Raw genomic sequence first — 24,137 nt, 5'->3', positions numbered from 1 at the left:
GCCGGGCATGGCCCGGCGCTACCTGCCCGTCAACGGCCGATGTGCCGTGCCCGGTCCCTGCCATGGGCAGAAGGTCATGCTGCCTTCCCGCACGGGCTTGGTTAGGATGGGGGCTGATCGCCACCGCACATGCTGCGGTGGCGGACCTGCCGTTTGCCGGGATCCTCCATGCGCCACCTGTTCGCTTCGCTTGCCCTCATGCTCGCCACCAGTACTGCCGCCCACGCTGAAAAACTGACGCTGGAAGCCATCACCGGTCCATTGCCGCTGTCCGGGCCGACCCTGATGAAGCCCAAGGTCGCTCCGGACGGTTCGCAGGTCAGCTTCCTGCGCGGCAAGGACAGCGACCGCAACCAGCTGGATCTGTGGACCTACGACATCGCCAGCGGCCAGACCCGCCTGCTGGTCGACTCCAAGGTGGTGCTGCCGGGCACCGAGACCCTCAGCGACGAGGAGAAGGCCCGCCGCGAACGCCAGCGCATCGCGGCGATGACCGGCATCGTCGATTACCAGTGGTCGCCGGACGCACAGCGCCTGTTGTTCCCGCTCGGCGGCGAGCTCTACCTGTACGACCTGAAGCAGCAGGGTCCGGCAGCAGTACGCCAGCTGACCCACGGCGAAGGCTTTGCCACCGACGCCAAGCTGTCGCCGAAAGGCGGCTTCGTCAGCTTCATCCGCGGCCGCAACCTGTGGGTGATCGATCTGGCCAATGGCAGCCAGCTGCAGCTGACCGGCGATGGCAGCGCCACCATCGGCAACGGTGTGGCCGAGTTCGTGGCCGACGAGGAAATGGACCGCCACACCGGCTACTGGTGGGCGCCGGATGATTCGGCCATCGCCTTCGCCCGCATCGACGAAGCACCGGTACCGGTACAGAAGCGCTACGAGGTCTATGCAGACCGCACCGATGTCATCGAACAGCGTTACCCGGCCGCCGGCGATGCCAATGTGCGCGTGCAGCTGGGCGTGATCGCGCCGGCCGCCGCGGCACAACCGCGCTGGATCGACCTGGGCAAGGAACAGGACATCTACCTGGCGCGCGTGGATTGGCGTGATGCCCAGCACCTGACGTTCCAGCGCCAGTCGCGTGACCAGAGGCAGCTGGATCTGGTGGAAGTGGCATTGGACTCAAACCGTCAGCGCGTGCTTGCCCATGAAACCAGCCCCACCTGGGTGCCACTGCACAACAGCCTGCGCTTCCTGCAGGACGGCAGCATGCTGTGGTCGTCCGAGCGTACCGGCTTCCAGCATCTGTACCGCATCGACAGCACGGGCAAGGCCACCGCGCTGACCCACGGTGACTGGCCCGTGGATGAACTCCTGGCTGTGGATGAAGCGGCCGGCAAGGCCTATTTCCGCGCCGGCATCGAGACGTCGCGCGAGAGCCAGATCTACTCCGTCCCGCTGCAGGGCGGACAGGCGCCACAGCGGCTGTCCAAGGCGCCGGGCATGCACAGCGCCAGCTTCGCGCGCAACGCCAGTGTCTATGTCGACAGCTGGTCCAACAGCACCACACCGCCGCAGATCGAGCTGTACCGCGCCAACGGTGAGAAGATCGCGACGCTGGTGGACAATGATCTGGCCGATCCCAAGCATCCCTACGCGCGCTATCGCGATGCGCAGCGACCGGTCGAATTCGGCACCCTGACCGCTGCCGATGGCCGGACGCCGCTCAACTACAGCCTGATCAAGCCTGCCGGCTTCGATCCCTCCAAGCGCTATCCGGTGGCGGTGTACGTCTATGGCGGCCCGGCCAGCCAGACCGTCACCGACAGCTGGCCCGGACGTGGCGATCATCTGTTCAACCAGTACCTGGCGCAGCAGGGCTACGTGGTGTTCTCGCTCGACAACCGTGGCACCCCACGGCGTGGCCGTGAGTTCGGCGGCGCGCTCTATGGCAGGCAGGGCACGGTGGAGGTGACCGACCAGCTGCGCGGCGTGGCATGGCTGAAGCAGCAGCCCTGGGTCGACCCCGCGCGCATCGGCGTGCAGGGCTGGTCCAACGGCGGTTACATGACCCTGATGCTGCTGGCCAAGGCGTCCGACAGCTATGCCTGCGGCGTGGCCGGTGCACCGGTCACCGACTGGGGGCTGTACGACAGCCATTACACCGAACGCTACATGGATCTGCCGGCACGCAACGAGGCCGGTTATCGCGAAGCGCGCGTGCTGACCCACATCGACGGACTGCGCTCACCCCTGCTGCTGATCCACGGCATGGCCGATGACAACGTGCTGTTCACCAATTCGACCAGCCTGATGAGTGCGCTGCAGAAGCGCGGCCAGCCCTTCGAACTGATGACCTACCCGGGCGCCAAGCATGGCCTGTCCGGTGCCGATGCGCTGCACCGCTACCGTGTGGCGGAAGCGTTCCTGGGACGTTGCCTGAAACCCTGAGTCACAACCGGGAAGGAGCCCGCCGATGAACCACCTGCCACCCCCTGTTCCTGGCCATCCCGCCCATCCCCCCGGCTGGTGGCGCCGTCACTGGCGATGGGCGATGCCACTGACCGTGGTGGTGTTCCTGGGCGTACTGGGCGGTTCCGCGGCATGGAGTGTGATGCGCTGGGGCGAAGCCGCACGCGAGAGTCCGCCGATGCGTGAGGCGATGCGGCGCGCCGGATGCAGCATCGAGCTGGTGGAGGCCTTCGGCGAACCGCTGCGCGCCGGCTCGCTGCCATTGGGCAGCATGCAGACCGCGATCACCGGTGAGCGCGATGTGGGCCTGACCGTGTCGCTGGAAGGGGCCCATGCGCACGGTCGCCTGTTCGTGCAGGGCATCCGCCGCGACGATGTCTGGGACTACCCGGTGATGTATGTGCTGGGTGCGGACAAACAGACCTTCGATCTGACCGCGCTGGACGATGAGGAGGCTGCGCAGGAGTGCGAACTGCAGGCCTGCCGCGAGCGCGGTGGCTGCCCGATGACGGCCGCGTTCTGACCGGCGCCATGACTTCCCACCGATTGTCGCCATCGCCATGAGCGCGTAGGGTGCGGGCAACCCTGTCCTGGAGTGCTTCATGAAGCCGATCGCGCTGGCCGTCGCCCTGGCCCTGACCGCTGCACCGCTGCTGTCCGCCCCCCCGGCCCTGGCCGCACCGGCCGCCAAGGCCACCACGCCTGCCAGCCCCGCCTGGGTCGCGCGCAGCAATGCGCTGGCGCAGATCCTGCTCGACGCGCAGGGACCGTTCCAGCCCGAGCAGACCGGCTTCTTCGGCGTGCCGGGCTATGACGACAAGGTGGCCGACCTCGGCCCGGACAATGGCGCGCGCTACCGTGCCGCGACAGCCAAGGCGCGCGACGAGCTGCAGACCCGGCTGGCTACGGAGAAGGATCCCAACGTCCGCCAGGACCTGCAGATCATGATCCACGCCGCCAACCAGAACATCGAGGGCAGCGAGCTCAACGACAAGTACCTGCTGCCGTGGACCGATGCGCCGCAGACGGTGTTCAGCGGCCTCAATCTTCTGCTGTCCGACCAGGTGCCGGCCGAGCGCCGGGCCAAGGCGCTTGATCGCCTCAAGGCGTACGCCGGGCTGACGCCGGGCGGCACCGCCTTCACCACGCTGGCGCGCCAGCGCTACGAAGAGCGCCTGAAGGACAGCGCGCTGCTGCAGCCGACGAAGATCGAAGTGCAGCAGTCGCTGGACAATGTCGAGACCTACATCAGCGGCATCGAGTCGCTGCTGAAGAAGTACCAGATCAGCGGCGCCGATGAAGCGATGAAGGCCCTGGCGGGGCAGATGAAGGAGTACGCGGCCTGGACGCGCAAGGAGGTGCTGCCGAAGGCGCGTACCGACACGCGCCTGCCGGCGCCGCTCTACGCGTACCAGCTCAAGCAGGTCGGCATCGACATCGACCCGAAGCTGCTGATGCAGCGTGCCCAGCTGGAGTTCATGGAAACCCGCTCGGCGATGCAGCAGCTGGCGCCGCTGGTGGTGAAGGAGAAGGGCCTGAAGGTCGCCGATCCCACCGATCCGGTCGCCGTGATCCGCGCACTGAAGGCCGACAAGATCGCCGACGACCAGCTCGAAGGCCACTATCGCAAGGTGATCGACGCCATCGATCCACTGATCCGCGAGCATGGCATTGTCGACGTGCCCAAGCGCGCCATGCAGATGCGCCTGGGTTCGGCTGCCGAGAGCGCCGCCAGCCCGGCACCGCATTTCCTGCCGGCACCGCTGGTGAACAACACCGGACAGCAGGGCACCTTCGTGCTGCCATTGGGCAACCCGGCGGCCGGTGCCGGCGCCCAGTACGACGACTTCAACTTCGGTGCGGCCGCGTGGACCCTGAGCGCGCATGAGGGCCGTCCCGGCCATGAGCTGCAGTTCACCGCGATGGTCGAGCGCGGCGTCTCGCTCGCGCGCACCATGTTCGCGTTCAATTCGGTGAACGTGGAAGGCTGGGCGCTGTACGCCGAAGCGGAGATGGTGCCTTACGAGCCTCTGGACGGGCAGATGATCGCCCTGCAGTTCCGCCTGCTGCGCGCCGCGCGCGCGATGCTTGATCCGATGCTCAACCTCGGCCTGACCGACCGTGCAAACGGCGAACGGGTGCTGATCGAACAGGTCGGCCTGTCCAAGGCCATGGCCACCCAGGAGCTGGACCGCTACACCGTGCGCATGCCCGGCCAGGCGGGCAGCTACTTCTATGGCTACACCCGCATCCTGGAGCTGCGCATGCAGACCGAACTGGCACTGGGCGCGAAGTTCGACCGCCTGGCGTTCAACAACTTCCTGCTCGACCAGGGCCTGCTGCCGCCGGATCAGCTGGCCGACGCAGTGAACCAGGTGTTCGTGCCGAAGTACCGGAAGAAGTAACGGTAGCGCCGGGCCATGCCCGGCGAGCGCAGCGGGAAAGCGAAATGCCGCCGGGCACGGCCCGGCGCTACCCGCGGTGACGCTGCTGCGTCACCGCTGCGGCGTGATCACCTGGGTCGGCAACCGTGCCGGCGGCGCCGGGTTCGGCACCCAGATCGCCACGCCTGCGGCGCGCTTCTGCGTGGTCGGAATGCCAATGCCGAGACCGCCGCCCACATGCGAACCATAGCTGCCGGCGCCCACGGACATGCCCACCGGCGAGCCGCTGCTGCCCACGCCCATCAGCACTACGCCGTTGGCGCCCAGCGCTGCGGCTTCGCGCTTCAGCCGCGCCACGGCGGCGTCGGTCTGGCCCTGGGTGCCGAAGCCCACCGCCGAGGCGGATTCCAGCTGGGCGATCTCCTGCGAGCCGGCCGGCGGCGTTGAATAGATCTGCACCTGCGCCGGGTCGATCGGCGCCCGCGCGCGGCCCAGCATGACCTTGGAGGTGCTGGCACAACCGGCGGCGGCCAGCAGCATGGCCGCCAGTGCGGCCCAACGGATGTTCATGGCAATACCCCTGCAGGACTGGATGGGATCATCGGTGGGCCACTCTGAATCGGCGCCAACGCCCTGTGCGCTGGGCATCCGGACGCTAGCACGGCCGAGGTGAGCGGCCCGCCAACGGGAGTAGGCGACGGCGGCCGGAACGTCTATGGTTGGGGCCGGGAACCAACTGCGGGAGAGCGGCGATGGGTGTGATCAGTCTGTTGTGGGGTGTACTGGCGCTGCTGTGGATGATCCTGGCGCTGATACCGCTGCTGGGCTGGGGCAACTGGTTCCTCATTCCGTTCGCTGCGGTCGGCGCGGTGATCGCTGCGCTGGGCATCCTGTTCACCCACCCGAGCAAGCGCGGCCGGGCCTGGGCCGGCCTGGTCCTGAACGGCATCGTGGTGGTGGTGGGCATCCTGCGCCTGGGCCTGGGCGGTGGCGTGATCTGAACCTGCGGCCGGGTGCGACCGGGCGTCGCAGGGCTGCGGCCCGCAGCCGGGCAGGGGCGTACAATGAACGGCTGCGCGAGCCTGCGCGTGCCTGTGAATCCGCGCCCGGCGCGGCTGCCCCATGATCATCCGACCTCGTCCCCACGGCTGGCAACTGCTGTACATCCTGCGCGGATCGATCGTTCCGGCGATCGCACCGAAGGTGCTGGCCATCCTGATCCTGTCCATCGCCGTCGCCGCGGTGGTGGAACTGGCGCCGCCGATCGGCATCGAGCGCGTCTCGGTCACGCCGTTCACCCTGCTGGGCCTGGTCCTGTCGATCTTCCTGAGCTTCCGCAACAGCGCCTGCTACGAGCGCTGGTGGGAAGGCCGCAAGCTGTGGGGGCAGCTGGTGTTCGAATCGCGCTCACTGGCCCGGCAGGTGAACCTGCTGCTTGTGGATGACGCAGGCCGCCGCCGTCGCATCGCCTATCTGGCCACCGCCTTCGCCCATGCGCTGGCCGCCCGCCTGCGCGGCCGCATCGTGCCGCTGGCGGCCCTGCCGTGGCTGGACAAGCGCCAGCGTGCGCAGCTGGCCGAGCGCGAGAACGTACCCGATGCATTGCTGGCGATGATCGCCGCCGAACTGGCACAGGCGCTGCGCAGCGGCGATCTCGATCCGATCCTGTACGCCCAGCTGGAAGACCGCCTGCATGCGATGTCCTCGATCCAGGCAGGCTGCGAGCGGATCCTGACCACGCCGCTGCCGTTCGCCTACACCCTGCTGCTGCACCGCTGCGCGTGGATGTTCTGTGTGCTGCTGCCGTTCGGCCTGGCCAGTTCGCTGGGCTGGGGCACGCCGGTGCTGTCGGCGGTGCTGGCCTACGCCTTCTTCGGCCTGGACCAGCTTGGCGAAGAAATGGAAGATCCGTTCGGCCTGGAGCCGAACGATCTGCCGCTGGACGCGCTGGTGCGCACGATCGAGATCGACCAGCTCGACGCGCTCGGTGAACGCCCCCTGCCCGAACCCCTGCTGCCGCAGGGCTACCTGTTGCACTAGCCACTCCTCGGAGCCTGCCATGCCTCATCCCCACTACCGCCCGCGGCGCATGCGCCATGACGAGTTCTCACGCCGCCTCATGCGCGAGAACACGCTGACCACCGACGATCTGATCTATCCGGTGTTCGTGCACGAACCGGCCGGCCGCACCGCTGTGCCGTCGATGCCCGGTGTGGAGCGGTTGTCCATCGAGGAACTGCTGAAAGTGGCCGAAGAGGCGCTGGAGCTGGGCATCCCGGTGATCGATCTGTTCCCGGTGATCGACGCCTCGCAGAAGTCGCTGGATGCCTCGGCGGCATGGGCGGAGGACGGACTGGCGCAGCGTGCGATCCGCGCCCTGAAGTCGCGCTTCCCGGAGCTGGGCGTGATGACCGATGTGGCGCTGGACCCCTACACCACCCACGGCCAGGACGGCATCATCGATGACAAGGGCTACGTGCTCAACGACATCACGGTCGAAGCGCTGGTCAAGCAGTCGTTGTCGCATGCCGAAGCCGGCGCGGACATCGTCTCGCCGTCGGACATGATGGATGGCCGCATCGGCGCGATCCGCCGTGCGCTCGATGCCGACCATCACCTCAATGTGCGCATCATGGCCTACTCGGCCAAGTACGCCTCGGCCTTCTACGGCCCGTTCCGCGACGCGGTGGGCAGCGCGGCCAGCCTCGGCAAGGCGGACAAGAAGACCTACCAGATGGACCCGGCCAACGGCGACGAGGCGATGCGCGAGATCGCGCTGGATCTGGAAGAGGGCGCTGACATGGTGATGGTCAAGCCGGGCATGCCGTATCTGGATCTGGTGCGTCGCGTGAAGGAACAGTTCGGCGTGCCCACCTTCGCCTACCAGGTCAGTGGCGAGTACGCGATGATGAAAGCGGCGTTCGCCAATGGCTGGCTGGACGAGCGCGCCTGCGTGATGGAGTCGCTGCTTGGTTTCAAGCGCGCGGGCGCCGATGGCGTGCTGACCTATTTCGCGCCACAGGTGGCGCGCTGGCTGCGCGAGCGCTGACAATAGCGGCATCGATGGAGGGAGGAACGGCTGATGGGACCCGAACTGGGATGGATGCAATGGCTGATCTGGGGCGTCGGCACGCTGGTGTTCGGTGCCGTCATCGTCTGCGTGTTCATCGCAGCCTGGCGGGCCGGCAAACGCCCTCCCGAGCAGCTCTCCGCCGCCCGTCGGGTCGCCCGCGAACAGTCCCTGCCGGACAGCGTGCAGGCCGAACTGGCCGCGCTCAACCAGCGCAAGGACAGGGGCCAGCTGAGCGAGGCGGACTACGAACAGCAGCGCGCCAAGGTGCTGTCGCGCTGATTGCGGTGCCCGCGCCGGGATCTACCGCATGCACCCGGCCACGGCAGGCACTTTCGGTACCGCCAACCGGTAGAGATCCACGCCCCCGGCACGCGGCGCCTTCGCCGCACTGCTGGCGACCAGCATTTCCCCCGGCTTGGCGTTGTCGATCACCGGCGCACCGGTCCAGCCGCCTGCCTGGTTGAAGGACAGCCCCAGCGGCTGCAGCGCCACGCCGCTCCAGGCGCAGCCGGTGCTCCATACCTGCGCGCTCGTGCCGCTGCCACGACTGAACACCACGGCGCCGTCATTGCCCAGCCAGTCAGCGTCGGTCTCGTCATCGGCACTGTTCAATGCGGCCAGCGCGGTGGCCGGGCCCCGCGCGCCCTCGGCATCGAGGGTGGCCACGAACAGATCCCAACCGGCGCCACGGCCCTGCTGGCGCGCGAACAGCAGCCGCCGGCCATCCATGCTCAGCGTCGGACCGCGCTCTTCGTACCGCCCACGCTCGCCGCGCAGGGCCTGTGCGTTGCCAAGCCGGCCATCGCCGGTCACGGCGGCACGGTACAGCGCCAGCTGGCCTCCGGTACCCGCCGCGAACAGCAGCCAGCGGCCATCGCGGCTGAAGTAGGGATCCCGGGCCTCACCGCTGACGTCGACTGCCAGGGCCTGTGCCTGCTGCCAGCGGCCATCGATCAGGCGGGCCTGCCACAGGCCCCAGCCGCCCTCGCCGCGGCGGGCGAAAACGATGCGCTGGCCGTCGGCACTGATCGTGCCGCGAGCCTCGTCGGCACGGGTCGAGACCACGCCCATGCCTTCGATGCCGTACTCGTTCAACGCCATCGCCACGGGGGCAGAGAGTAGACTGGCGGCAAGCACCAGCAGGGTCGGGGTGATGCGCATCATCCGGGTCCGTGCACGAAAGAGCATCAGTCTAGCCAGCTTGAGGAATCCATGACCGACCGTTACGCCGTCTTCGGACACCCCGTCGCCCACTCGAAGTCGCCGCAGATCCACGCGACGTTCGGTCGCCAGGAAGGCATCGCCATCGACTACCGCACGATCGACCTTGCCCCCGACGCCTTCCTCGCCGGCCTGGAAGCATTCGCCGCCGAAGGTGGTGTCGGTGCCAACGTCACCCTGCCGCACAAGGAAGCCGCGTTTGCGGTCTGCACTACGCTGACGGCCCGTGCGCGCCGCGCCGGTTCGGTCAACACGCTGCTGCGCAAGGGCGAGCGCTGGCATGGTGACACCACCGACGGCATCGGCCTGGTGCGCGACCTGACCGACCGCCATGGCCTGGACCTGCGCGGCCGCCGGGTGCTGATGATCGGCGCCGGCGGCTCGGCCCGCAGCGTCGCCCCGGCGCTGCTCGATGCCGGCATCACCGAGCTGGTGGTGGTCAACCGTACGCCGGAACGCGCCGATGAACTGATCGACGCGATGGGCGAGCCGGGCCGCGCCATCAGCCGCTACTGGGAAGACCTGCGCGAGCTGGGTGACTTCGAGCTGATCGTCAACGCCACCTCTGCCGGCCGTGACCGCGACGTCGAGTTCAAGCTGCCGCTGTCGCTGGTCAATTCGATGACCACCGCAGTCGACCTGAACTACGGCGAGGCGGCCATCGCGTTCCTGGCCTGGGCGCGTGCGGCGCAGTGCCGCAATACCGTCGATGGCCTGGGCATGCTGGTCGAGCAGGCCGCCGAGAGCTTCCTGCAGTGGCATGGTGTGCGCCCGCAGACCGACGAGGTCTACCAGCAGCTGCGGCAGGGCGCCCTGGCGCTGGCCGGCGAGGACTGAGCGATGGACAACATGACCCTGCTGGTGACGGTGCTGAGCATGGTGGGCGTGCGCCTGCCGGTGCTGATCGCGCTGTGCGTGGGCCTGGTGTGGGTGGTGAGCGCGCCGCGCGATGCCACCCGCAGCGGCGCGCTGGCCGGGCTGCTGCTGTTGCTGCTGGCCAGCCTCGGCAGCATGGCAGCGGGCATCCTGCCGATGTGGATGGTCAGCAGCGGTGACTTCAGCGCGGTTTCGAGCATGAGCGCCATCCTGGGCGTGCTGCATTTCGCTCTGGCGATGGTGGAAGCGATCGGCATGGTGCTGCTGGTCTGGGCGCTGGTGCGCCTGCTGCGCCAGCGGCCGCCTGTGGTAGGCCGGTAAGGTCGTGCCGGGCATGGCCCGGCGCGACCGTCGATGGTCGGGTAGCGCCGCATCTGCCCCGGCGCTGTACGGCCATCCAGCCCATGACCGCCAAGGCCCGACGCCGCTGACCCTGTTCAGCGCACGCGCCTCGGTCCCGGCCGCCGGCCATGCGACAATGACCGGCCTGATCCAGCCACGGTAGTTCCCGGCGTGACCGAAACCGTCGCCGCTCCGCGCACGCTCGATGAGCCCTTGAAGGACGCGATCCGCAAGGCTTATACGACGCTGCAGGCCAACACTCCCGGCTTCTCCACGCGCCGCTCGCAGAGCCAGATGATCGGCGTGGTGTCGCGCGCGTTGTCGAAAAGCGGTGGCGTGGGCGTGGTCGAGGCGCCCACCGGCGTCGGCAAGAGCCTGGGCTACCTGACTGCCGGCGTGCCGATCGCGCTGGCCAGCAAGAAGAAGCTGGTGATCAGTACCGGTACCGTGGCGCTGCAGTCGCAGCTGGTCGAGCGCGACATCCCGAACTTCCTCAAGGCCACCGGACTGGAAGCGACCGTGGCCCTGGCCAAGGGCCGCACCCGCTACCTGTGCACGCGCAATGCCGCCGAGGCCCAGGGCGAGGGCTCGCAGGGCGGCATGTTCGAGGATGACGCGCCCCTGTTCGACCGGCCGCTGGCGCCGATCGAGATGGACATCGCCAAGCGCCTGACCGACGCCTTCACCGGTGGCAGTTGGGATGGCGACATTGACAACGCACCGGAGACCATCAGCCCCGGCCTGCGCAGCCGCATCACCACGCCGGCGTCGGGTTGTGCCGGGCGGCGCTGTGCGTATTCGGCGCAGTGCGCGGTGCTGCGCTCGCGCAACACCGTGCGTGATGCGCAGATCGTGGTGACCAATCACGCGCTGCTGCTGTCGGCGCTGTCGATCGGCGACAGTGACAATGGCCAGCCATTGATCGCCGCGCCCTCGGAGATGCTGCTGGTGCTGGACGAGGGCCATCACATCGGTAACGTCGCCATCGACCAGGGCGCGGCCAGCCTGGCGCTGGACGAGATGGCCAAACGCACCGGCCGCCTGCAGATCCTGATTGCCGGCGCGTATCGCGCGGTCGACAAGGACCGCCTCGGCAACCTGCTGCCGAACGAAGCCATCGACGTCGCCAGCAACGTGGCCAAGCAGCTGCGCGCATTCCGCGACCAGGTCGAAGCGGTGTGGATGCCGGCACCGGCCGACGAGGAACCGATGTGGCGCGCGGCCAACGGTCGCCTGCCGGAAGCGTGGCGCGAGCCGATCGAAGCGCTGGCCGACGATACCCGCAGCCTCTACAACTGGGCGCATGCCGCCACCGCGCAGGTGGCCAAGGGCAAGCCGGACGACCCGGCGCGTGAGCGCCTGCAGCGCAACCTCGGCATGGCGCTGGAGATGATCGAGCAGCAGTACAACCTCTGGCAGGCCTGGCGCCGCGAGGACAAGGACGGTGCGCCGCCGATGGCGCGCTGGGTCACCGCCACCCGCGACGGCGATCTGGTGCTGCATGGCTCACCGGTCTCGGCAGCGCATGTGCTGCGCAAGCTGCTGTGGGACGAGGTGGATTCGGTGGTGATGACCTCGGCGACGCTGACCGGCGGTGGCGATTTCCAGTCGCTGGCGATCGACAATGGCATTCCCGAGGAAGCCGAGATGGTTTCGCTGTCCTCGCCGTTCGACCTGCCGAACCAGGCCGAGCTGATCGTGCCGAAGTTCCCGGTCACGCCCGACGACCGCGAAGGCCATCCCCGCGAGGTGGCGCGCTACCTCGACACGGAGCTGGACTGGGCCAAGGGCTCGATGGTGTTGTTCACCTCGCGCTGGAAGATGGAGAAGGTGGCCGGACTGATGCCTGCTTCGCGCCGCAAGCAGGTGCTGGTACAGGGCGAGATGTCCAAGACCCGGCTGATCGACGAACACCTGCGGCGCGTGGCGGCGGGCGAAGGCTCGGTGCTGTTCGGGCTGAACTCGTTCGGCGAGGGCCTCGACCTGCCCGGTGAAGCCTGCACCACGGTGGTGATCACCCAGGTACCGTTCGCGGTGCCGACCGATCCGCAGACCGCTACCCTGAGCGAGTGGTTCGAGGCGCGTGGACTCAACGCGTTCAACCTGATCGCCATTCCACACGCGCTGCGCACGCTGACCCAGTTCGCCGGCCGCCTGATCCGCACCTCCACCGATACCGGGCGCGTGGTCATCCTCGATTCGCGGCTGCTGACCCGCCGTTACGGCAAGCGCATCATCGACGCGCTGCCGCCGTTCAAGCGCGTGATCGGCTGACGACCGGAACGCCGCCGGGCATGGCCCGGCGCTACCTGATCTCCGAGCAACGCCGCGCTGCCGCCGTTCAAGCGTGTGATCGGCTGACGATCAGAAGGTAGCGCCGGGCCATGCCCGGCGAGCGCGAAGCGCGGCTTGTGTCAGGTGCAATGACCGATCAGGTGGGAATGCCGCCGCGCACGGTCCGGCGGCGCCTAATCGCCCAGCAGCGCGGTGTTGCGTACGGCGCCCTTGTCGGCGCTGGTGGCCAGCAGGGCGTAGGCCTTCAACGCGCTGGTGACCTTGCGCGGGCGCGCCTCACGCGGCTTCCATCCCAACGCATCCTGCTCGGCACGGCGCGCATCCAACGTCGCCGCATCCACCAGCAGATCAATCCGCCGCGCCGGAATATCAATGCGGATGCGGTCGCCGTCGCGTACCAGCCCGATCGCACCGCCCGCTGCCGCCTCCGGCGAGGCATGCCCGATCGACAACCCGGACGTACCGCCCGAGAAGCGCCCGTCGGTCAGCAGCGCGCACTGCTTGCCCAGCCCCTTCGATTTCAGGTAGCTGGTGGGGTACAGCATTTCCTGCATGCCGGGACCGCCTTTCGGGCCTTCGTAGCGGATGACCACCACGTCGCCCGCCTTCACTTCGTCGGCGAGGATGCCGGCCACGGCCGCGTCCTGGCTCTCGAACACGCGCGCGCTGCCTTCGAACACGTGGATGGATTCATCCACGCCTGCGGTCTTCACCACGCAACCGTCTTCGGCCAGATTGCCGCGCAGCACGGCCAGTCCGCCTTCTGCCGAGTAGGCATGCGCGACGCTGCGGATGCAGCCTTCGGCGCGGTCCACGTCCAGCGTGGGCCAGCGCGTGGCCTGGCTGAAAGCCACCTGGGTGGGGATGCCGGCCGGGCCGGCACGGAAGAAGTCGTGCACGCTTGATTCGCTGCTGACCGCCACATCCCAGCGCTGGAGAGCATCGGCCAGGGTGCGGCTGTGCACGGTCGGCACGGTGGTATCCAACAGGCCGCCGCGCGCCAGTTCGCCCAGGATGCCGTACACGCCACCCGCGCGGTGCACGTCTTCCATGTGGTACCTGGGCGTGTTCGGCGCCACCTTGCACAGCTGCGGCACGCGCCGTGACAGCGCATCGATGTGGGTCAGGTCGAAGTCCACTTCGGCTTCCTGCGCGGCGGCCAGCAGGTGCAGGATGGTATTGGTCGATCCGCCCATGGCGATGTCCAGGGTCATCGCATTGGCGAACGCGGCCTGCGTGGCGATGCCCCGCGGCAGCGCGCTTTCTTCCTCGCCGCCGTACCAGCGGTGGCACAGTTCGACGATCAGGCGGCCCGCGCGCAGGAACAGTTGTTCGCGGTCGGCATGGGTGGCCAGGGTCGAGCCGTTGCCGGGCAGCGACAGGCCCAGCGCTTCGGTCAGGCAGTTCATCGAGTTGGCGGTGAACATGCCCGAACAGGAGCCGCAGGTGGGGCAGGCGCTGCGCTCGAACTCGGCCACCTTTTCATCGCTGGCGCTCTCGTCGGCGGCGATGACCATCGCATCGACCAGATCCAGCTTGTGCTCGGACAGCCGGGTCTTGCCCGCTTCCATCGGCCCGCCGGACACGAACACCACCGGGATGTTCAGGCGCAGTGCGGCCATCAGCATGCCAGGGGTGATCTTGTCGCAGTTGGAAATGCACACCAGCGCATCGGCGCAGTGCGCGTTGACCATGTACTCGACCGAGTCGGCGATGATCTCGCGGCTGGGCAGTGAATACAGCATGCCGTCGTGGCCCATCGCGATACCGTCGTCCACGGCGATCGTGTTGAACTCCTTGGCGACGCCGCCGACCTTCTCGATCTCGCGCGCGACCAGCTGGCCGAGGTCCTTCAGGTGCACGTGGCCCGGTACGAACTGGGTGAACGAGTTGGCGATGGCGATGATCGGCTTGTGGAAATCGCCGTCCTTCATGCCGGTGGCACGCCACAGGGCGCGGGCGCCGGCCATGTTGCGGCCGGCGGTGGAGGTGCGGGAGCGGTATTCGGGCATGGCTGGCGGAACGGGCGGGCCGTACGACATGGGGTGTCGGACGATCATCGCCAATTTTTTCGGTTGCTGCTGCAACCACCGCTCGTCTGCGCGGCGCCGCCGGGTGATGCGGCGATGGCGGATCGGGCCTGACGAAAATGAAACGCCGTTCATCTTTCGGACTTTGCCGATTCCGGTTGTTGGCCCGGATCGGGCATCATTGGGGTATTGATCCGCTGCTTGAGGCATGAGGCCATGAAACGTTCCCGCACCACCGCGCTGCTGCTGATGAGCGCCGCACCGCTGCTGTTCACCGCCTGCCAGAAGGAGCCGGAGGTGAAGGTGCAGGAAGGCCTGTTCACTTCGGTCGAGGCCTGCACCGAGGCCACCGGTGATCCGTCGTCGTGCCGCAACGCGTTCGCCGAGGCGCAGAAGCAGGCCGCCGACGCTGCGCCGAAGTACGCCACCAAGGAAGCCTGCGAGCAGGACTACAAGCCCGAGCAGTGCGTGCAGCAGCACACGTCGGCAGGCACCTCGTTCATCGGCCCGATGATGATGGGCTTCTTCATGTCCCAGATGCTGAGCAACCGCGGTGGCCTGGCCCCGCAGGCGCCGGCGTCGGCACCGGCCTACCAGGACAAGAATGCGGGTTGGGCGCGTTCGGCCCCGGGCGGTACGGGGGGCCTGAACACCGCCAGCGGCATCGGCGCCGGCAAGGCTGGCCTGGCACCGGTCACCAGCGAGCCGAACCGTGCCGTCACCGCCAGCCGGGGTGGCTTCGGCAACACCAGCGCGCGTCGCAGCACCAGCGGCAGCTACGGCGGCTGATCGACCCATGCAGCGTATCCGTATCGCCGAGCGCGCCCACTGGCGGGCGCGCGCGGAGGAAGCCGGTTTCCGCTTCCACACCATCGACGGCCAGCCGTACTGGGATGAAAGCGCGTACTACGCCTTCACCCTGCGCCAGATCGAACAGGACATCGAAGATCCCAGCGCCGAGCTGCACCAGATGGCGCTCGACCTTGTGGGCGACGTGGTGGCCAGCGAGCGGCTGATGGATCAGCTGGCGATTCCCGCGCATTACCGCGACTGGATCGCCGACAGCTGGCGCCAGCGCCAGCCGCATCTGTACGGCCGGCTCGATCTGGCCTATGACGGTACCGGTCCGGCCAAGCTGTACGAGCTGAACTACGACACGCCGACCTCGCTGTTCGAGGCCAGTTTCTTCCAGTGGCAGTGGCTGGAGGACCAGCGCAACGCCGGCCGCCTGCCGCAGCATGCCGACCAGTTCAACGCCATCCATGAGGCACTGGTCGAACGTTTCGGCGAGCTCGCCGGCCGCCTGCCGCCACCGCTGTACTTCAGCGCCGTGGGCAGTTCGGAAGAGGACCGCGGCACGGTGGAATACCTGCGCGACTGTGCTTCGCAGGCAGGCCTGCACGGGCAGGGCATCGCCATCGAAGACATCGGCTTGTCCGCGGATGGCCGCTTCACCGCGCTGGACGATTCGGTGATCGGCACGCTGTTCAAGCTGTATCCGCTGGAAGACCTGATGGCCGAGGAGTTTGGCCGCGCGCTGCCCGGCTCGGGCGTGCAGCTGCTGGAACCGGCATGGAAGGCGGTGCTGAGCAACAAGGGCATCCTGCCATTGCTGTGGCAGCGCAATGTCGGCCACCCGAACCTGCTGGAGGCGCACTTCGACGACGGCAGCGCGCTGGCCACCGGATGGGTGCGCAAGCCGCTGTTCTCGCGCGAAGGCGCCAACATCGAAATGCACCTGGCCGATGGCAGCACCCAGCGCAGCGACGGCCCCTACGATGGACCGGCGATCATCCAGCGCGCGCATCCGTTGACCCGCTTCGAAGGCGGTTATCCGCTGATCGGCAGCTGGGTGGTCGGTGACCACGCCTGTGGCATCGGCATCCGCGAGGACGACAGCGCGATCACCCGCGACAGCGCGCGCTTCGTACCGCACGCAATCGTTGACGAGGCGCCGACGCGGATCTACGTCTGAGCACGGTGCGCACCCGCACACGTAGTGGACGGTAGCGCCGGGCCATGCCCGGCGTGTGCGGTGATCCGCCGGGCATGGCCCGGCGCTACCGGTCAGAGCAGGCCTTCGCGCTTGACGGCCAGGTAGCGTTCCACCAGCGCGGCCGGCAGGGCATCGGCGGTCACGTCCAGAACCATCACCTTCTCGCTGCGCAGTGCCTCGTGCGCCTTCGCGCGCTGCTGCAGGTACAGCGCCGCGGCGCCGGCCTGCGCGGCGTCCTCCAGCGTATGCACCTCGCCTTCCAGCGCGCCGTCCAGCTCGTGCTCGCGTAGGCTGGCCACGCACACCAGGTGGCGGCGCTGCAGCAGGCGCACCGCGGCCAGGAGGTCCTCGATGTCTTCGTCGCGCACGTTGCTGACCAGCATCACCAGCGCACGGCGTCGCTGGCGCAGGGATACTTCGGTGGCGGCGGCCAGGTAATCGGTGGCCACCGGCTGCGGCTGCAGGTCGTAGCTGGCCCGCAGCAGATGCTCGACGGTGCCCATGCCGCGCTGTGGCTGCACCCACCGACGCTCGCCGCCGACGGCGAACAGGCCAGCCGCATCGCCCTGCCGCAACGCCAGATAGGCGACCACCAGCGAGGCGTTCAAGGCATGGTCGAAGTGCGAGAGTCCGCCTTCGCTGGCCAGCATGCGGCGGCCACTGTCGAGCATCAGCAGCAACTGCTGGTTCTTCTCGTCTTGGTACTCGCGGGAGATCAGCTTGCGTGCGCGGGCGGTGGCCTTCCAGTCGAGCTGGCGCAGGCTGTCGCCGACGCGGTACTCGCGCATCTGGTGGAAGTCAGTGCCTTCACCACGCCGGCGCTTCACGTGGGCGCCCACCAGACGTGAGGCCTGATCGGCGCTGAACAGCGCGAAGCGGGTCAGCGGCACGAAGTTCGGATAGACGCGGACGTCCAGCAGAGGGGGCAGGGTGCGCTGCTGCCACCACAGGCGCCATGGCGAGCGGATGTGCAGCTGCACGCCCTCGAAGCGGAAGCGTCCGCGCTGCTGCGGCTGCAGGGCGTAGTGCAGCGCGCAGGCATGCCCGGGACGCAGCTGCACGCGCTGGGGCAGCGACTCCAGTGGCCAGCCACCCGGCACCAGATCGAATACCTGCACCCGCATCGGCTCTGTGGTCTGCAGGCGCAGGCCCACCTCGCGACGCACGCCCAGGGCCAGCGCTTCGGGCAGCTCGCGCTGCACCTGTGGCGACGGTCGCCGGGCCTGCCGCCACAGGTCCAGCAACGCCAGCGTACCGATCACAGTGGCAACCAGTGCCCAGCTCCAGCGCGGCAATGCGCCGGCCAGCACCACGCCTCCCAGCGCAGCCCAGGCCAGCAGCAGGACCAGCAGCAGCGGCGCAGGCCTCATCGGCGCGGTGCTTCCACCTTGGCCAGCAGCGCACCCAGCACATCGTCGGCGTCCTGGCCTTCGATCTGCAGTTCCGGTGCCAGCGCGATGCGGTGGCGCAGCGCCGGACGCGCGATGTCGCGCACGTCATCGGGGGTGACGAAGTCACGACCGGCCAGCACGGCCTGCGCGCGCGCAGCACGCACCAGCGCGATGCTGCCACGCGGTCCAGCGCCCACGGCGATGCCGGGCCATTGCCGGGTGGCGGCGACGATGCGCACGGCGTAGTCGATCACTTCGTCATCGACGGTGATCGCGGCCGTGGCCTGCTGCAGCTGCAGCAGTTCTCCGGCGCCCAGTACGCGCGGCACCCGGCTCAGATCGAAATCGCTGGCGGCGCGGCCACGGGTGATGGCCGTGACCATGCGTTTCTCATCCTCCAGCTGCGGATAGTCGATCAGCACCTTCAACAGGAAGCGATCCAGCTGCGCTTCCGGCAGCGGGTAGGTGCCTTCCTGTTCCAGCGGGTTCTGCGTGGCCAGGGCCATGAACGGCGGCGCCAGGGTGAAGGCTTTGCCTTCGATGGTCACCTGGCCCTCCTGCATCACTTCCAGCAGTGCGGACTGGGTCTTGGCCGGTGCACGGTTGATCTCGTCGGCCAGCAGCAGGTTGGTGAACACCGGCCCGCGACGGATCTTGAAGCTCTCGCTCTTCGGATCGTAGACGGCGTGGCCGCTGACATCGCTGGGCATCAGGTCCGGCGTGAACTGCACGCGGCCATAGTCCAGTTCCAGTGCCTGCGCCAGTGCGCGCACCAGCAGTGTCTTGCCCAGTCCGGGCACGCCTTCGATCAGGACATGGCCGCCAGCCAGAAGGGCAACCAGGATCTGGTCAAGCACGTCGGCCTGGCCGATGAAGGCGTGGCCGACGGCCTGGCGGATGGCGTCGACGCGTTCGATCAGGCGGGCATTGGCGGCCGCCGGACGTTCGGGGACTTCGGTCATAGCAGGGATCTCATCTGGAGCAGCAAGCGGATGCGCTCGCGCAGGGCGGAGGAATCGTGCGGCGGAGGCGGAGTCAGGGCACTGGCAACGCGGCTGCGCGGCCACTGCAGCAGTTCGGCGATGGCCTGTTCGCGTGGCGCGCCTTCCAGCGCAGCAGCGAGTGGCGCGCGCAGGCGCAGGCGATGCACGAACAGGGCATGCACGGCCTGGTACAGGCGCACGCCCTGGCCGAAGCGCAGCAGCAGTTCGCCGCTGGCGCGCACATGTTCCAGCAGCGAGCGGCGCTCGATCACGGGCGATGGCAACAGGCTGCCGAACCGCTGCGAGCGCGCCCACAGCCAGGCCAGCAGTGCCATCAGCAGCGGTACCCACAGCGGCCAGCCCTGGTAGAACAGGCGCACCCACAGTGACGGCGGACGACTGGCATAGACCAGCCACATGGCGCCCTTGCCGTAATTGGGATCGAGCAGGTAGCGGGTCAGATCGCGGTGGGAACGGTCGTGCAGGCCGTCGCTGGCCTGGCCCTTGGCTGCGGCCATCCGCGCGGCCTGCGACTCCACTTCGCTGCGCATGAAATCCATGTCCGCCAGCACGCTCACCCGGCCCTGGCCGTGACGCAGGCGCGCGAACACCAGGTCGTGCCCGCTGCCCCACCGGCGTTCGGTCCGCGCCTCAGCGGCGAAGCCAAGCGTGAAGCGCCGGCCCTTGCAGAATTCCACGTGGCCGGGATCGTCCTGGACATGGAAGGGCTGGCAGTCGCTGCGCTGGTAAAGGCTGTCCACGCCGAGTGCATCCAGCAGCGGCCCCTGCGTGCTGTCGGCATCGTCCTCGGCCGGCGGCGGCGTGCGCAGCAGCAGATGGCCACCGCCGTCGACCCACGCCAACAGCGCCCTGGCGGCCGGCGCCGGCAGCTCGCTGCTGTCCTGCAGCAGCACCACCGTGTCCTGCGGCCCCAGCGCCATCTGCTGCAGGTCCAGCCGCGGCCGCGCATGCACCTCGATGCCATCGGCGCGCAGCGCCTGCCCGAGCACGTACAGCGGGTTGTAACGGGCCTCGCCCTGCGGTGGCAGCGTGACCGTTTCGGTGACCCGCTCATGGGTACGCATGAACAGGATCGCCAGTGGCACGCCGAGCAGCAGCAGCGTCCCCAGCAACAGTGACCAGAACAGGCGCGGGTTCATGCCTGCCACCCGTACTGCTGGCGCAGGGTCGTGGCCAGCGCATCGAAATCGCCGCGGCTGGGCAGGTGACCACCGTAGGCGGCGTATTGCCACATCCGCACGATCCGCGCGAACAGTTCACGGTCGACGCTGTCGGGCATGCGTCGCGAGGCACGCAGGCACTGCGATTCGGTGGCGCCCGGAGGCAGTGCGATGCCGGCACGCTCGCTGACCGTGCGCACGCTGGCCCGGTACAACAGGGCCAGCGCCTGGCGCGGCCGGCCCTGGTCCCACAGCAGACCAGCCTGGGTCGCCACGTCCGGCGGCAGCACCACCGGCAGCTCGACCTGTTCCTCGACCACGTGCGGCGCCGCTGCGGCCCGGCGGCGGCCCGAGCCGCGCAGCCACGGCAGCCACAACCGTGCAGTCAGCACCAGCACCAGAAGGAGGGCACCGAGCAGGCCCCACAGGCCCCATTCGGCCAATCGCGCCAGCCAGGCGATGCTGCTGCTGCGCGACGTGCGTTGGCTCTGGCTGCTGCCGTCGCGTTCCAGTTCCTTGCGTGCGTCCTTTTTCTCTTCCGCCTCTTCGATCGCTTTCCACTGCGTGACCTGGCGGGTCGGGCGCTGCAATGGATCCTCGTAGGCGCGGCTCACGGCCTGGCGGAAGCCCGCGGTATCCACCGGGGTGTCGCCGAAGATCATGGCGGGTGTATCGCCGGGGTTGATCTGCGGTGCCCGGCGCGCGTCGCTCTTGCGGTTGCTCGATGCGTCACCCTCCTGCGCGTGCACCGGCATGGAGGTGAGCGGCAGTGCCAGGCACAGCAGCAGCGCCAGCGACGAGGCAACCGGCAGCAGGCGTTCGCGCAGCCGGCGCAGGGCGATCTCCACGTCCCAGGCTTCCATCTGCGTACGTCGATTCAAGTACAGGCCGAACCCGGCGCCGACGTAGAACGGCCCGATCAGCACGGAGGCCAGCCAGCAGGCCAGATTGAATCCCAGCTTCGCCCAGGCGGGCGTGTCCTTGCCGATCATGTCCCAGGCCGCGCGCCAGGAATCGGAGAGCAGCTCGAACGGGATGAACATGAACACCGCGCCGATCGCGCCTGCGACCAGTACGCCCTCGAACACCATGCAGGCTACGGTCAGCACCAGCGCCGGACCCGCCGCGCCGGCTGCGACCGCGCGCCGGCGCGGGCCACGCTGTTCGGCGGTGTTGCCCTCCAGCAGGTTGACCGGCAGGCACAGGCTGCGCAGCACGCTGAAGCGACGCCAGCCCAGGTAGCCCCAGAAACCACGGTTGCCCCACTGCCGCTGTGCCCGCAGGGCGGCCAGGGCGGTGACCGGCTCGCCGAACACACCGCGTGACAGCACATACAGCGGCGCGCGTTCGAACACGGGCTTGCACCACCACATCAGCAGCCAGGCCAGGCCGAATGCGTCCAGCCACCAGCCCAGTGCGTTGGCGATCACGAACAGTGGTGCGCTGGCCAGCAGCCAGCTGCCCCACACCGCACGCGCATGCCGGCGGGTCAGCGCGCTGCCCAGCTCCATCGCTTCCCAGCCGCTGCGTGCGCGCAGCACGACGTCCAGGCGATCAATGCGCATCGCCGCCTCCGCGTCCGCCACGCCACAACCACAGCAGCACGCCGGCCCACAGCACCCCGGCCACACTGAACTTGCCCCACGCCGGCACTTCGGCAATGGACGACCAGAACGCCTCCACGAACGCCGCGACCAGCAACATGAAGGCCACGCCCAGGCACAGCCGGGCACCGATGCGGCCACCTTCGACCAGTGCGTCCAGGCGGCTGCGGCGTCCGGGCGCCAGCAGCTTCATGCCCAGCTGCAGACCGGCGCCGCCTGCGATGACGATGGCGGTGAGCTCGAATGCACCGTGGCCGACCACGAAGCGCCAGAAGGGATCACCATGGCCGATGTGCTGCAGGTGGCCGGCCACCGCGCCGATGATGACGCCGTTGAACAACAGCACCAGCAGCGTGCCCAGCCCGGCCAGCAGGCCACTGGCGAAAGTGCGCAGGGCGATGCTGATGTTGTTCATGATGTAGTGGCCGAACATCATCCAGTCGGTACCGCTGTCGCGGCCCAGGCGTTCGGCAGCCGGGTCGTACATGCGTTCCATTTCGGCGATCTGGCGGTTGTCCATCACCTGGTGGATCAGGTCCGGGTACAGCTGCACCAGCACGAAGCAGCCCACCGCCGGCAGCGCGAACATCGCCAGGGCGGCCCACATGCTGCGTGCCTGGCTGCGCACCAGCAGCGGGAAATCGGCCACCAGGAATTCAAGCGCGCGCCGCCAGCGCGTGGGAGGCGTCCGGTACAGCACGCTGTGGCCCTGCTGCATCAGCTGTTGCAGGCGCTGCACCAACTGCGGGCTGTAGCCCCGCTCACGGGCCAGTGCCAGCTGCTGGCACAGCCGCCGGTAACGCTGTGGAAACGCAGTGTCGTCCAGCGTGGTGGCCGCGGGCTGGCGGCGGCGACGGCGGGAGGCGCCGGCACGCAGCAGCAGCCACTGCTCCAGGTCCAGCCATTCCTGCTGATGGCGGGCGACGAACTGTTCCTGCTTCATCGCCGTCCCAGCAACCAGTTGGCCATCGCATACAGGCGCAGCACGCCGACCTGGCCATGGGTGCCGGTCAATGGTTCGGCGATGGCGGCCAGTTCCTGCTGGCGGAGCGGTGCCAGCCGCGGGGCACGCTCGGCGAAGGCCAGCAGCGCCGCCTGTTCCTCCGGCCGCAGCGGCTGCGGCGGCGCCAGCACGCTGTCGATGGTGGCCGGCGGCGGCAGGTACAGCGCCGGCGCGTGCACCACCACGGTGCCGGCGACCAGATCGCCCAGGCGGCGGCCGTGCGCGTCGAACAGGCTGCTGAGCAGGCCCAGCGCGTAAGCGAACGGCAGCATGTCGACGGTCCGCAGCAGGTTGCGGGTGATCGCCGCCATCCAGCCCACCGGCGCGCCATCACGGGCCAGCACGCGCAGGCCCAGCGCGCGCTTGCCCGGGGTGCGGCCCCACAGCGCCTCGCAGACGATCGGATACGCCCAGTACACCAGGAACATCAGGGCCAGGTAGAGGCCGGTGCCGAATTCCTTCAACAGCGCCAGCGGGATCGACAGCGCGGCAAGAATCGCGAAACGAATGGCCAGATCGACCAGCCAGGCCAGCGCACGTGGCACCGGACCGGCGGCCGGCAGCTGCAGCGGCACGCCTTCCGGCGTCACCACCTCGCGGTAGGTGTCGAGCATCGGTGCGGCCATCAGAGCGACGGCCTTCGTTGTGGGCGCTGGAGTCCTCTCCGGCTGGCAACCACAGGCATGGGGGTCTCGACAGTTCCTGGTCGGGCCCAGACTTTAGCAGAGCGCGCCGGCAGTCGAGGGCCTCAGCCCAGGTATTCGTCCTTCAGCCGGACGTAGTGGTCGGCCGAGTAATGCAGCGACTCGATCTCCCTGTCGCTCAGCATGCGCGCCGGCCGGGCGGGATTGCCCAGCCAGAGTTCGCCTTCGCCGACCACCTTGCCCGGGCCCACCACTGCACCAGCACCGACGAAGCCATGGCGCTCCACGCGCGCGCCATCGAGGATGCAGGCGCCCATCCCGATCAGGCTGTAATCGCCGATGCTGCAGGCATGGATGATGCAGCCGTGGCCGACTGTCACGCCTTCGCCGATCAGGGTCGGATGGCCGGCCTTGTTGTACGGGCTGTGATGGCTGACGTGGATGATGGTGCCGTCTTGCACGTTGGTGCGGGCGCCGATGCGGACGAAATTGACGTCGCCACGGATGACGGTACCCGGCCAGATCGAAACATCGTCGGCAAGCTCCACGTCACCAATGAGGGTACACGCCGGGTCGACGTATACGCGTGCACCGAGCACCGGCATCTTGTCGCGGAAAGGGCGCAGCGGGGTCATCGGTGTCTCCGGAAATCAGGGCGATCGCGACGATGATACGCGGGCCGCTGCGCTCGCCGGG

22 protein-coding genes are annotated in these 24,137 nt (G+C 68.5%); 12 read left to right on the top strand and 10 right to left on the bottom strand.

Features of this window, described 5'->3' with window-relative positions; all coding sequences use genetic code 11:
• Nucleotides 1-168 precede the first annotated feature (168 nt).
• From AC5P5M_RS06965 to AC5P5M_RS06955, 3 genes are all read left to right on the top strand, one after another.
• Complete coding sequence (locus tag AC5P5M_RS06965) at nucleotides 169-2,397, top strand: S9 family peptidase (protein WP_164150492.1); 2,229 nt, start codon at nucleotides 169-171, stop codon at nucleotides 2,395-2,397.
• Nucleotides 2,398-2,422: 25 nt separating this feature from the next.
• Nucleotides 2,423-2,941, top strand: coding sequence for a Coa1/Tim21 domain-containing protein (locus tag AC5P5M_RS06960; protein ID WP_053519580.1), 519 nt, complete (start codon nucleotides 2,423-2,425; stop codon nucleotides 2,939-2,941).
• A 79-nt stretch (nucleotides 2,942-3,020) separates the two neighbouring features.
• Nucleotides 3,021-4,823, top strand: coding sequence for a DUF885 domain-containing protein (locus AC5P5M_RS06955; protein ID WP_065174304.1), 1,803 nt, complete (start codon nucleotides 3,021-3,023; stop codon nucleotides 4,821-4,823).
• A 90-nt stretch (nucleotides 4,824-4,913) separates the two neighbouring features.
• Here AC5P5M_RS06955 and AC5P5M_RS06950 read toward each other — a convergent pair whose 3' ends face one another.
• Nucleotides 4,914-5,372: a hypothetical protein gene (locus tag AC5P5M_RS06950; protein ID WP_053517962.1), complete on the bottom strand. Its 459-nt coding sequence runs from the start codon at nucleotides 5,370-5,372 to the stop codon at nucleotides 4,914-4,916.
• 182 nt (nucleotides 5,373-5,554) lie between these two features.
• Between AC5P5M_RS06950 and AC5P5M_RS06945 the strand changes: the two genes are divergently transcribed.
• The 4 genes from AC5P5M_RS06945 to AC5P5M_RS06930 all read left to right on the top strand — a co-directional run bounded on the left by AC5P5M_RS06945 (nucleotide 5,555) and on the right by AC5P5M_RS06930 (nucleotide 8,154).
• On the top strand, nucleotides 5,555-5,803 hold the full coding sequence (locus AC5P5M_RS06945; protein WP_006475755.1) for a hypothetical protein: 249 nt from the start codon (nucleotides 5,555-5,557) through the stop codon (nucleotides 5,801-5,803).
• 121 nt (nucleotides 5,804-5,924) lie between these two features.
• The gene (locus AC5P5M_RS06940; protein WP_495205691.1) at nucleotides 5,925-6,842 is read left to right on the top strand and encodes a bestrophin family protein; all 918 of its coding nucleotides are present in this window, start codon (nucleotides 5,925-5,927) and stop codon (nucleotides 6,840-6,842) included.
• Between the two features lie 19 nt (nucleotides 6,843-6,861).
• Nucleotides 6,862-7,851 carry a porphobilinogen synthase gene (gene hemB, locus AC5P5M_RS06935; RefSeq protein ID WP_053517964.1) on the top strand — a complete coding sequence of 330 codons (990 nt, stop codon included), beginning with the start codon at nucleotides 6,862-6,864 and terminating at the stop codon, nucleotides 7,849-7,851.
• Between the two features lie 33 nt (nucleotides 7,852-7,884).
• The gene (locus tag AC5P5M_RS06930; RefSeq protein ID WP_495205690.1) at nucleotides 7,885-8,154 is read left to right on the top strand and encodes an SHOCT domain-containing protein; all 270 of its coding nucleotides are present in this window, start codon (nucleotides 7,885-7,887) and stop codon (nucleotides 8,152-8,154) included.
• A gap of 21 nt (nucleotides 8,155-8,175) precedes the next feature.
• On the opposite strand, the gene AC5P5M_RS06925 is transcribed toward AC5P5M_RS06930, so the two are convergent.
• Nucleotides 8,176-9,039: a TolB family protein gene (locus tag AC5P5M_RS06925; protein ID WP_495205689.1), complete on the bottom strand. Its 864-nt coding sequence runs from the start codon at nucleotides 9,037-9,039 to the stop codon at nucleotides 8,176-8,178.
• A 48-nt stretch (nucleotides 9,040-9,087) separates the two neighbouring features.
• Between AC5P5M_RS06925 and aroE the strand changes: the two genes are divergently transcribed.
• From aroE to dinG, 3 genes are all read left to right on the top strand, one after another.
• On the top strand, nucleotides 9,088-9,933 hold the full coding sequence (aroE, locus tag AC5P5M_RS06920) for a shikimate dehydrogenase (RefSeq protein WP_065174307.1): 846 nt from the start codon (nucleotides 9,088-9,090) through the stop codon (nucleotides 9,931-9,933).
• Between the two features lie 3 nt (nucleotides 9,934-9,936).
• The gene (locus AC5P5M_RS06915; protein WP_495205688.1) at nucleotides 9,937-10,293 is read left to right on the top strand and encodes a hypothetical protein; all 357 of its coding nucleotides are present in this window, start codon (nucleotides 9,937-9,939) and stop codon (nucleotides 10,291-10,293) included.
• A 192-nt stretch (nucleotides 10,294-10,485) separates the two neighbouring features.
• A complete protein-coding gene (gene dinG / locus AC5P5M_RS06910) occupies nucleotides 10,486-12,588 on the top strand; it encodes an ATP-dependent DNA helicase DinG (RefSeq protein ID WP_495205687.1) in 2,103 nt (700 codons plus the stop codon).
• A 194-nt stretch (nucleotides 12,589-12,782) separates the two neighbouring features.
• Here the strand turns inward: dinG and ilvD are convergent, their stop codons facing one another.
• The gene (gene ilvD, locus AC5P5M_RS06905; RefSeq protein WP_346475368.1) at nucleotides 12,783-14,621 is read right to left on the bottom strand and encodes a dihydroxy-acid dehydratase; all 1,839 of its coding nucleotides are present in this window, start codon (nucleotides 14,619-14,621) and stop codon (nucleotides 12,783-12,785) included.
• A 234-nt stretch (nucleotides 14,622-14,855) separates the two neighbouring features.
• On the opposite strand from ilvD, the gene AC5P5M_RS06900 reads away from it, so the two are divergent.
• Nucleotides 14,856-15,428 carry a DUF1190 domain-containing protein gene (locus AC5P5M_RS06900; RefSeq protein ID WP_053517972.1) on the top strand — a complete coding sequence of 191 codons (573 nt, stop codon included), beginning with the start codon at nucleotides 14,856-14,858 and terminating at the stop codon, nucleotides 15,426-15,428.
• A 7-nt stretch (nucleotides 15,429-15,435) separates the two neighbouring features.
• Nucleotides 15,436-16,614, top strand: a complete 1,179-nt coding sequence (locus AC5P5M_RS06895) for a glutathionylspermidine synthase family protein (RefSeq protein WP_065174309.1) — start codon at nucleotides 15,436-15,438, stop codon at nucleotides 16,612-16,614.
• A 92-nt stretch (nucleotides 16,615-16,706) separates the two neighbouring features.
• Here AC5P5M_RS06895 and AC5P5M_RS06890 read toward each other — a convergent pair whose 3' ends face one another.
• From AC5P5M_RS06890 to AC5P5M_RS06860, 7 genes are all read right to left on the bottom strand, one after another.
• Nucleotides 16,707-18,005: a DUF58 domain-containing protein gene (locus tag AC5P5M_RS06890; RefSeq protein ID WP_495205686.1), complete on the bottom strand. Its 1,299-nt coding sequence runs from the start codon at nucleotides 18,003-18,005 to the stop codon at nucleotides 16,707-16,709.
• A complete protein-coding gene (locus AC5P5M_RS06885; protein WP_053517976.1) occupies nucleotides 18,002-18,988 on the bottom strand; it encodes an AAA family ATPase in 987 nt (328 codons plus the stop codon). The genes AC5P5M_RS06890 and AC5P5M_RS06885 overlap by 4 nt, the downstream gene beginning before the upstream one ends.
• The gene (locus AC5P5M_RS06880; protein WP_164150504.1) at nucleotides 18,985-20,169 is read right to left on the bottom strand and encodes a DUF4350 domain-containing protein; all 1,185 of its coding nucleotides are present in this window, start codon (nucleotides 20,167-20,169) and stop codon (nucleotides 18,985-18,987) included. The genes AC5P5M_RS06885 and AC5P5M_RS06880 overlap by 4 nt, the downstream gene beginning before the upstream one ends.
• Nucleotides 20,166-21,755: a DUF4129 domain-containing protein gene (locus AC5P5M_RS06875; protein WP_053517978.1), complete on the bottom strand. Its 1,590-nt coding sequence runs from the start codon at nucleotides 21,753-21,755 to the stop codon at nucleotides 20,166-20,168. Before AC5P5M_RS06875 ends, AC5P5M_RS06880 begins: the two co-directional genes overlap by 4 nt.
• Nucleotides 21,745-22,737: a stage II sporulation protein M gene (locus AC5P5M_RS06870; protein ID WP_053517980.1), complete on the bottom strand. Its 993-nt coding sequence runs from the start codon at nucleotides 22,735-22,737 to the stop codon at nucleotides 21,745-21,747. Before AC5P5M_RS06870 ends, AC5P5M_RS06875 begins: the two co-directional genes overlap by 11 nt.
• The gene (locus tag AC5P5M_RS06865; RefSeq protein WP_053517981.1) at nucleotides 22,734-23,423 is read right to left on the bottom strand and encodes an RDD family protein; all 690 of its coding nucleotides are present in this window, start codon (nucleotides 23,421-23,423) and stop codon (nucleotides 22,734-22,736) included. Before AC5P5M_RS06865 ends, AC5P5M_RS06870 begins: the two co-directional genes overlap by 4 nt.
• A gap of 122 nt (nucleotides 23,424-23,545) precedes the next feature.
• Nucleotides 23,546-24,076 (bottom strand): gamma carbonic anhydrase family protein, encoded by a 531-nt coding sequence (locus AC5P5M_RS06860; RefSeq protein WP_053517982.1) that lies wholly within the window; start codon nucleotides 24,074-24,076, stop codon nucleotides 23,546-23,548.
• Between the last annotated feature and the right edge of the window lie 61 nt (nucleotides 24,077-24,137).

The organism is Stenotrophomonas sp. YJH_SMC_106-19 (assembly GCF_059368375.1).
This window is presented reverse-complemented; position numbering and strand designations above follow the sequence as displayed.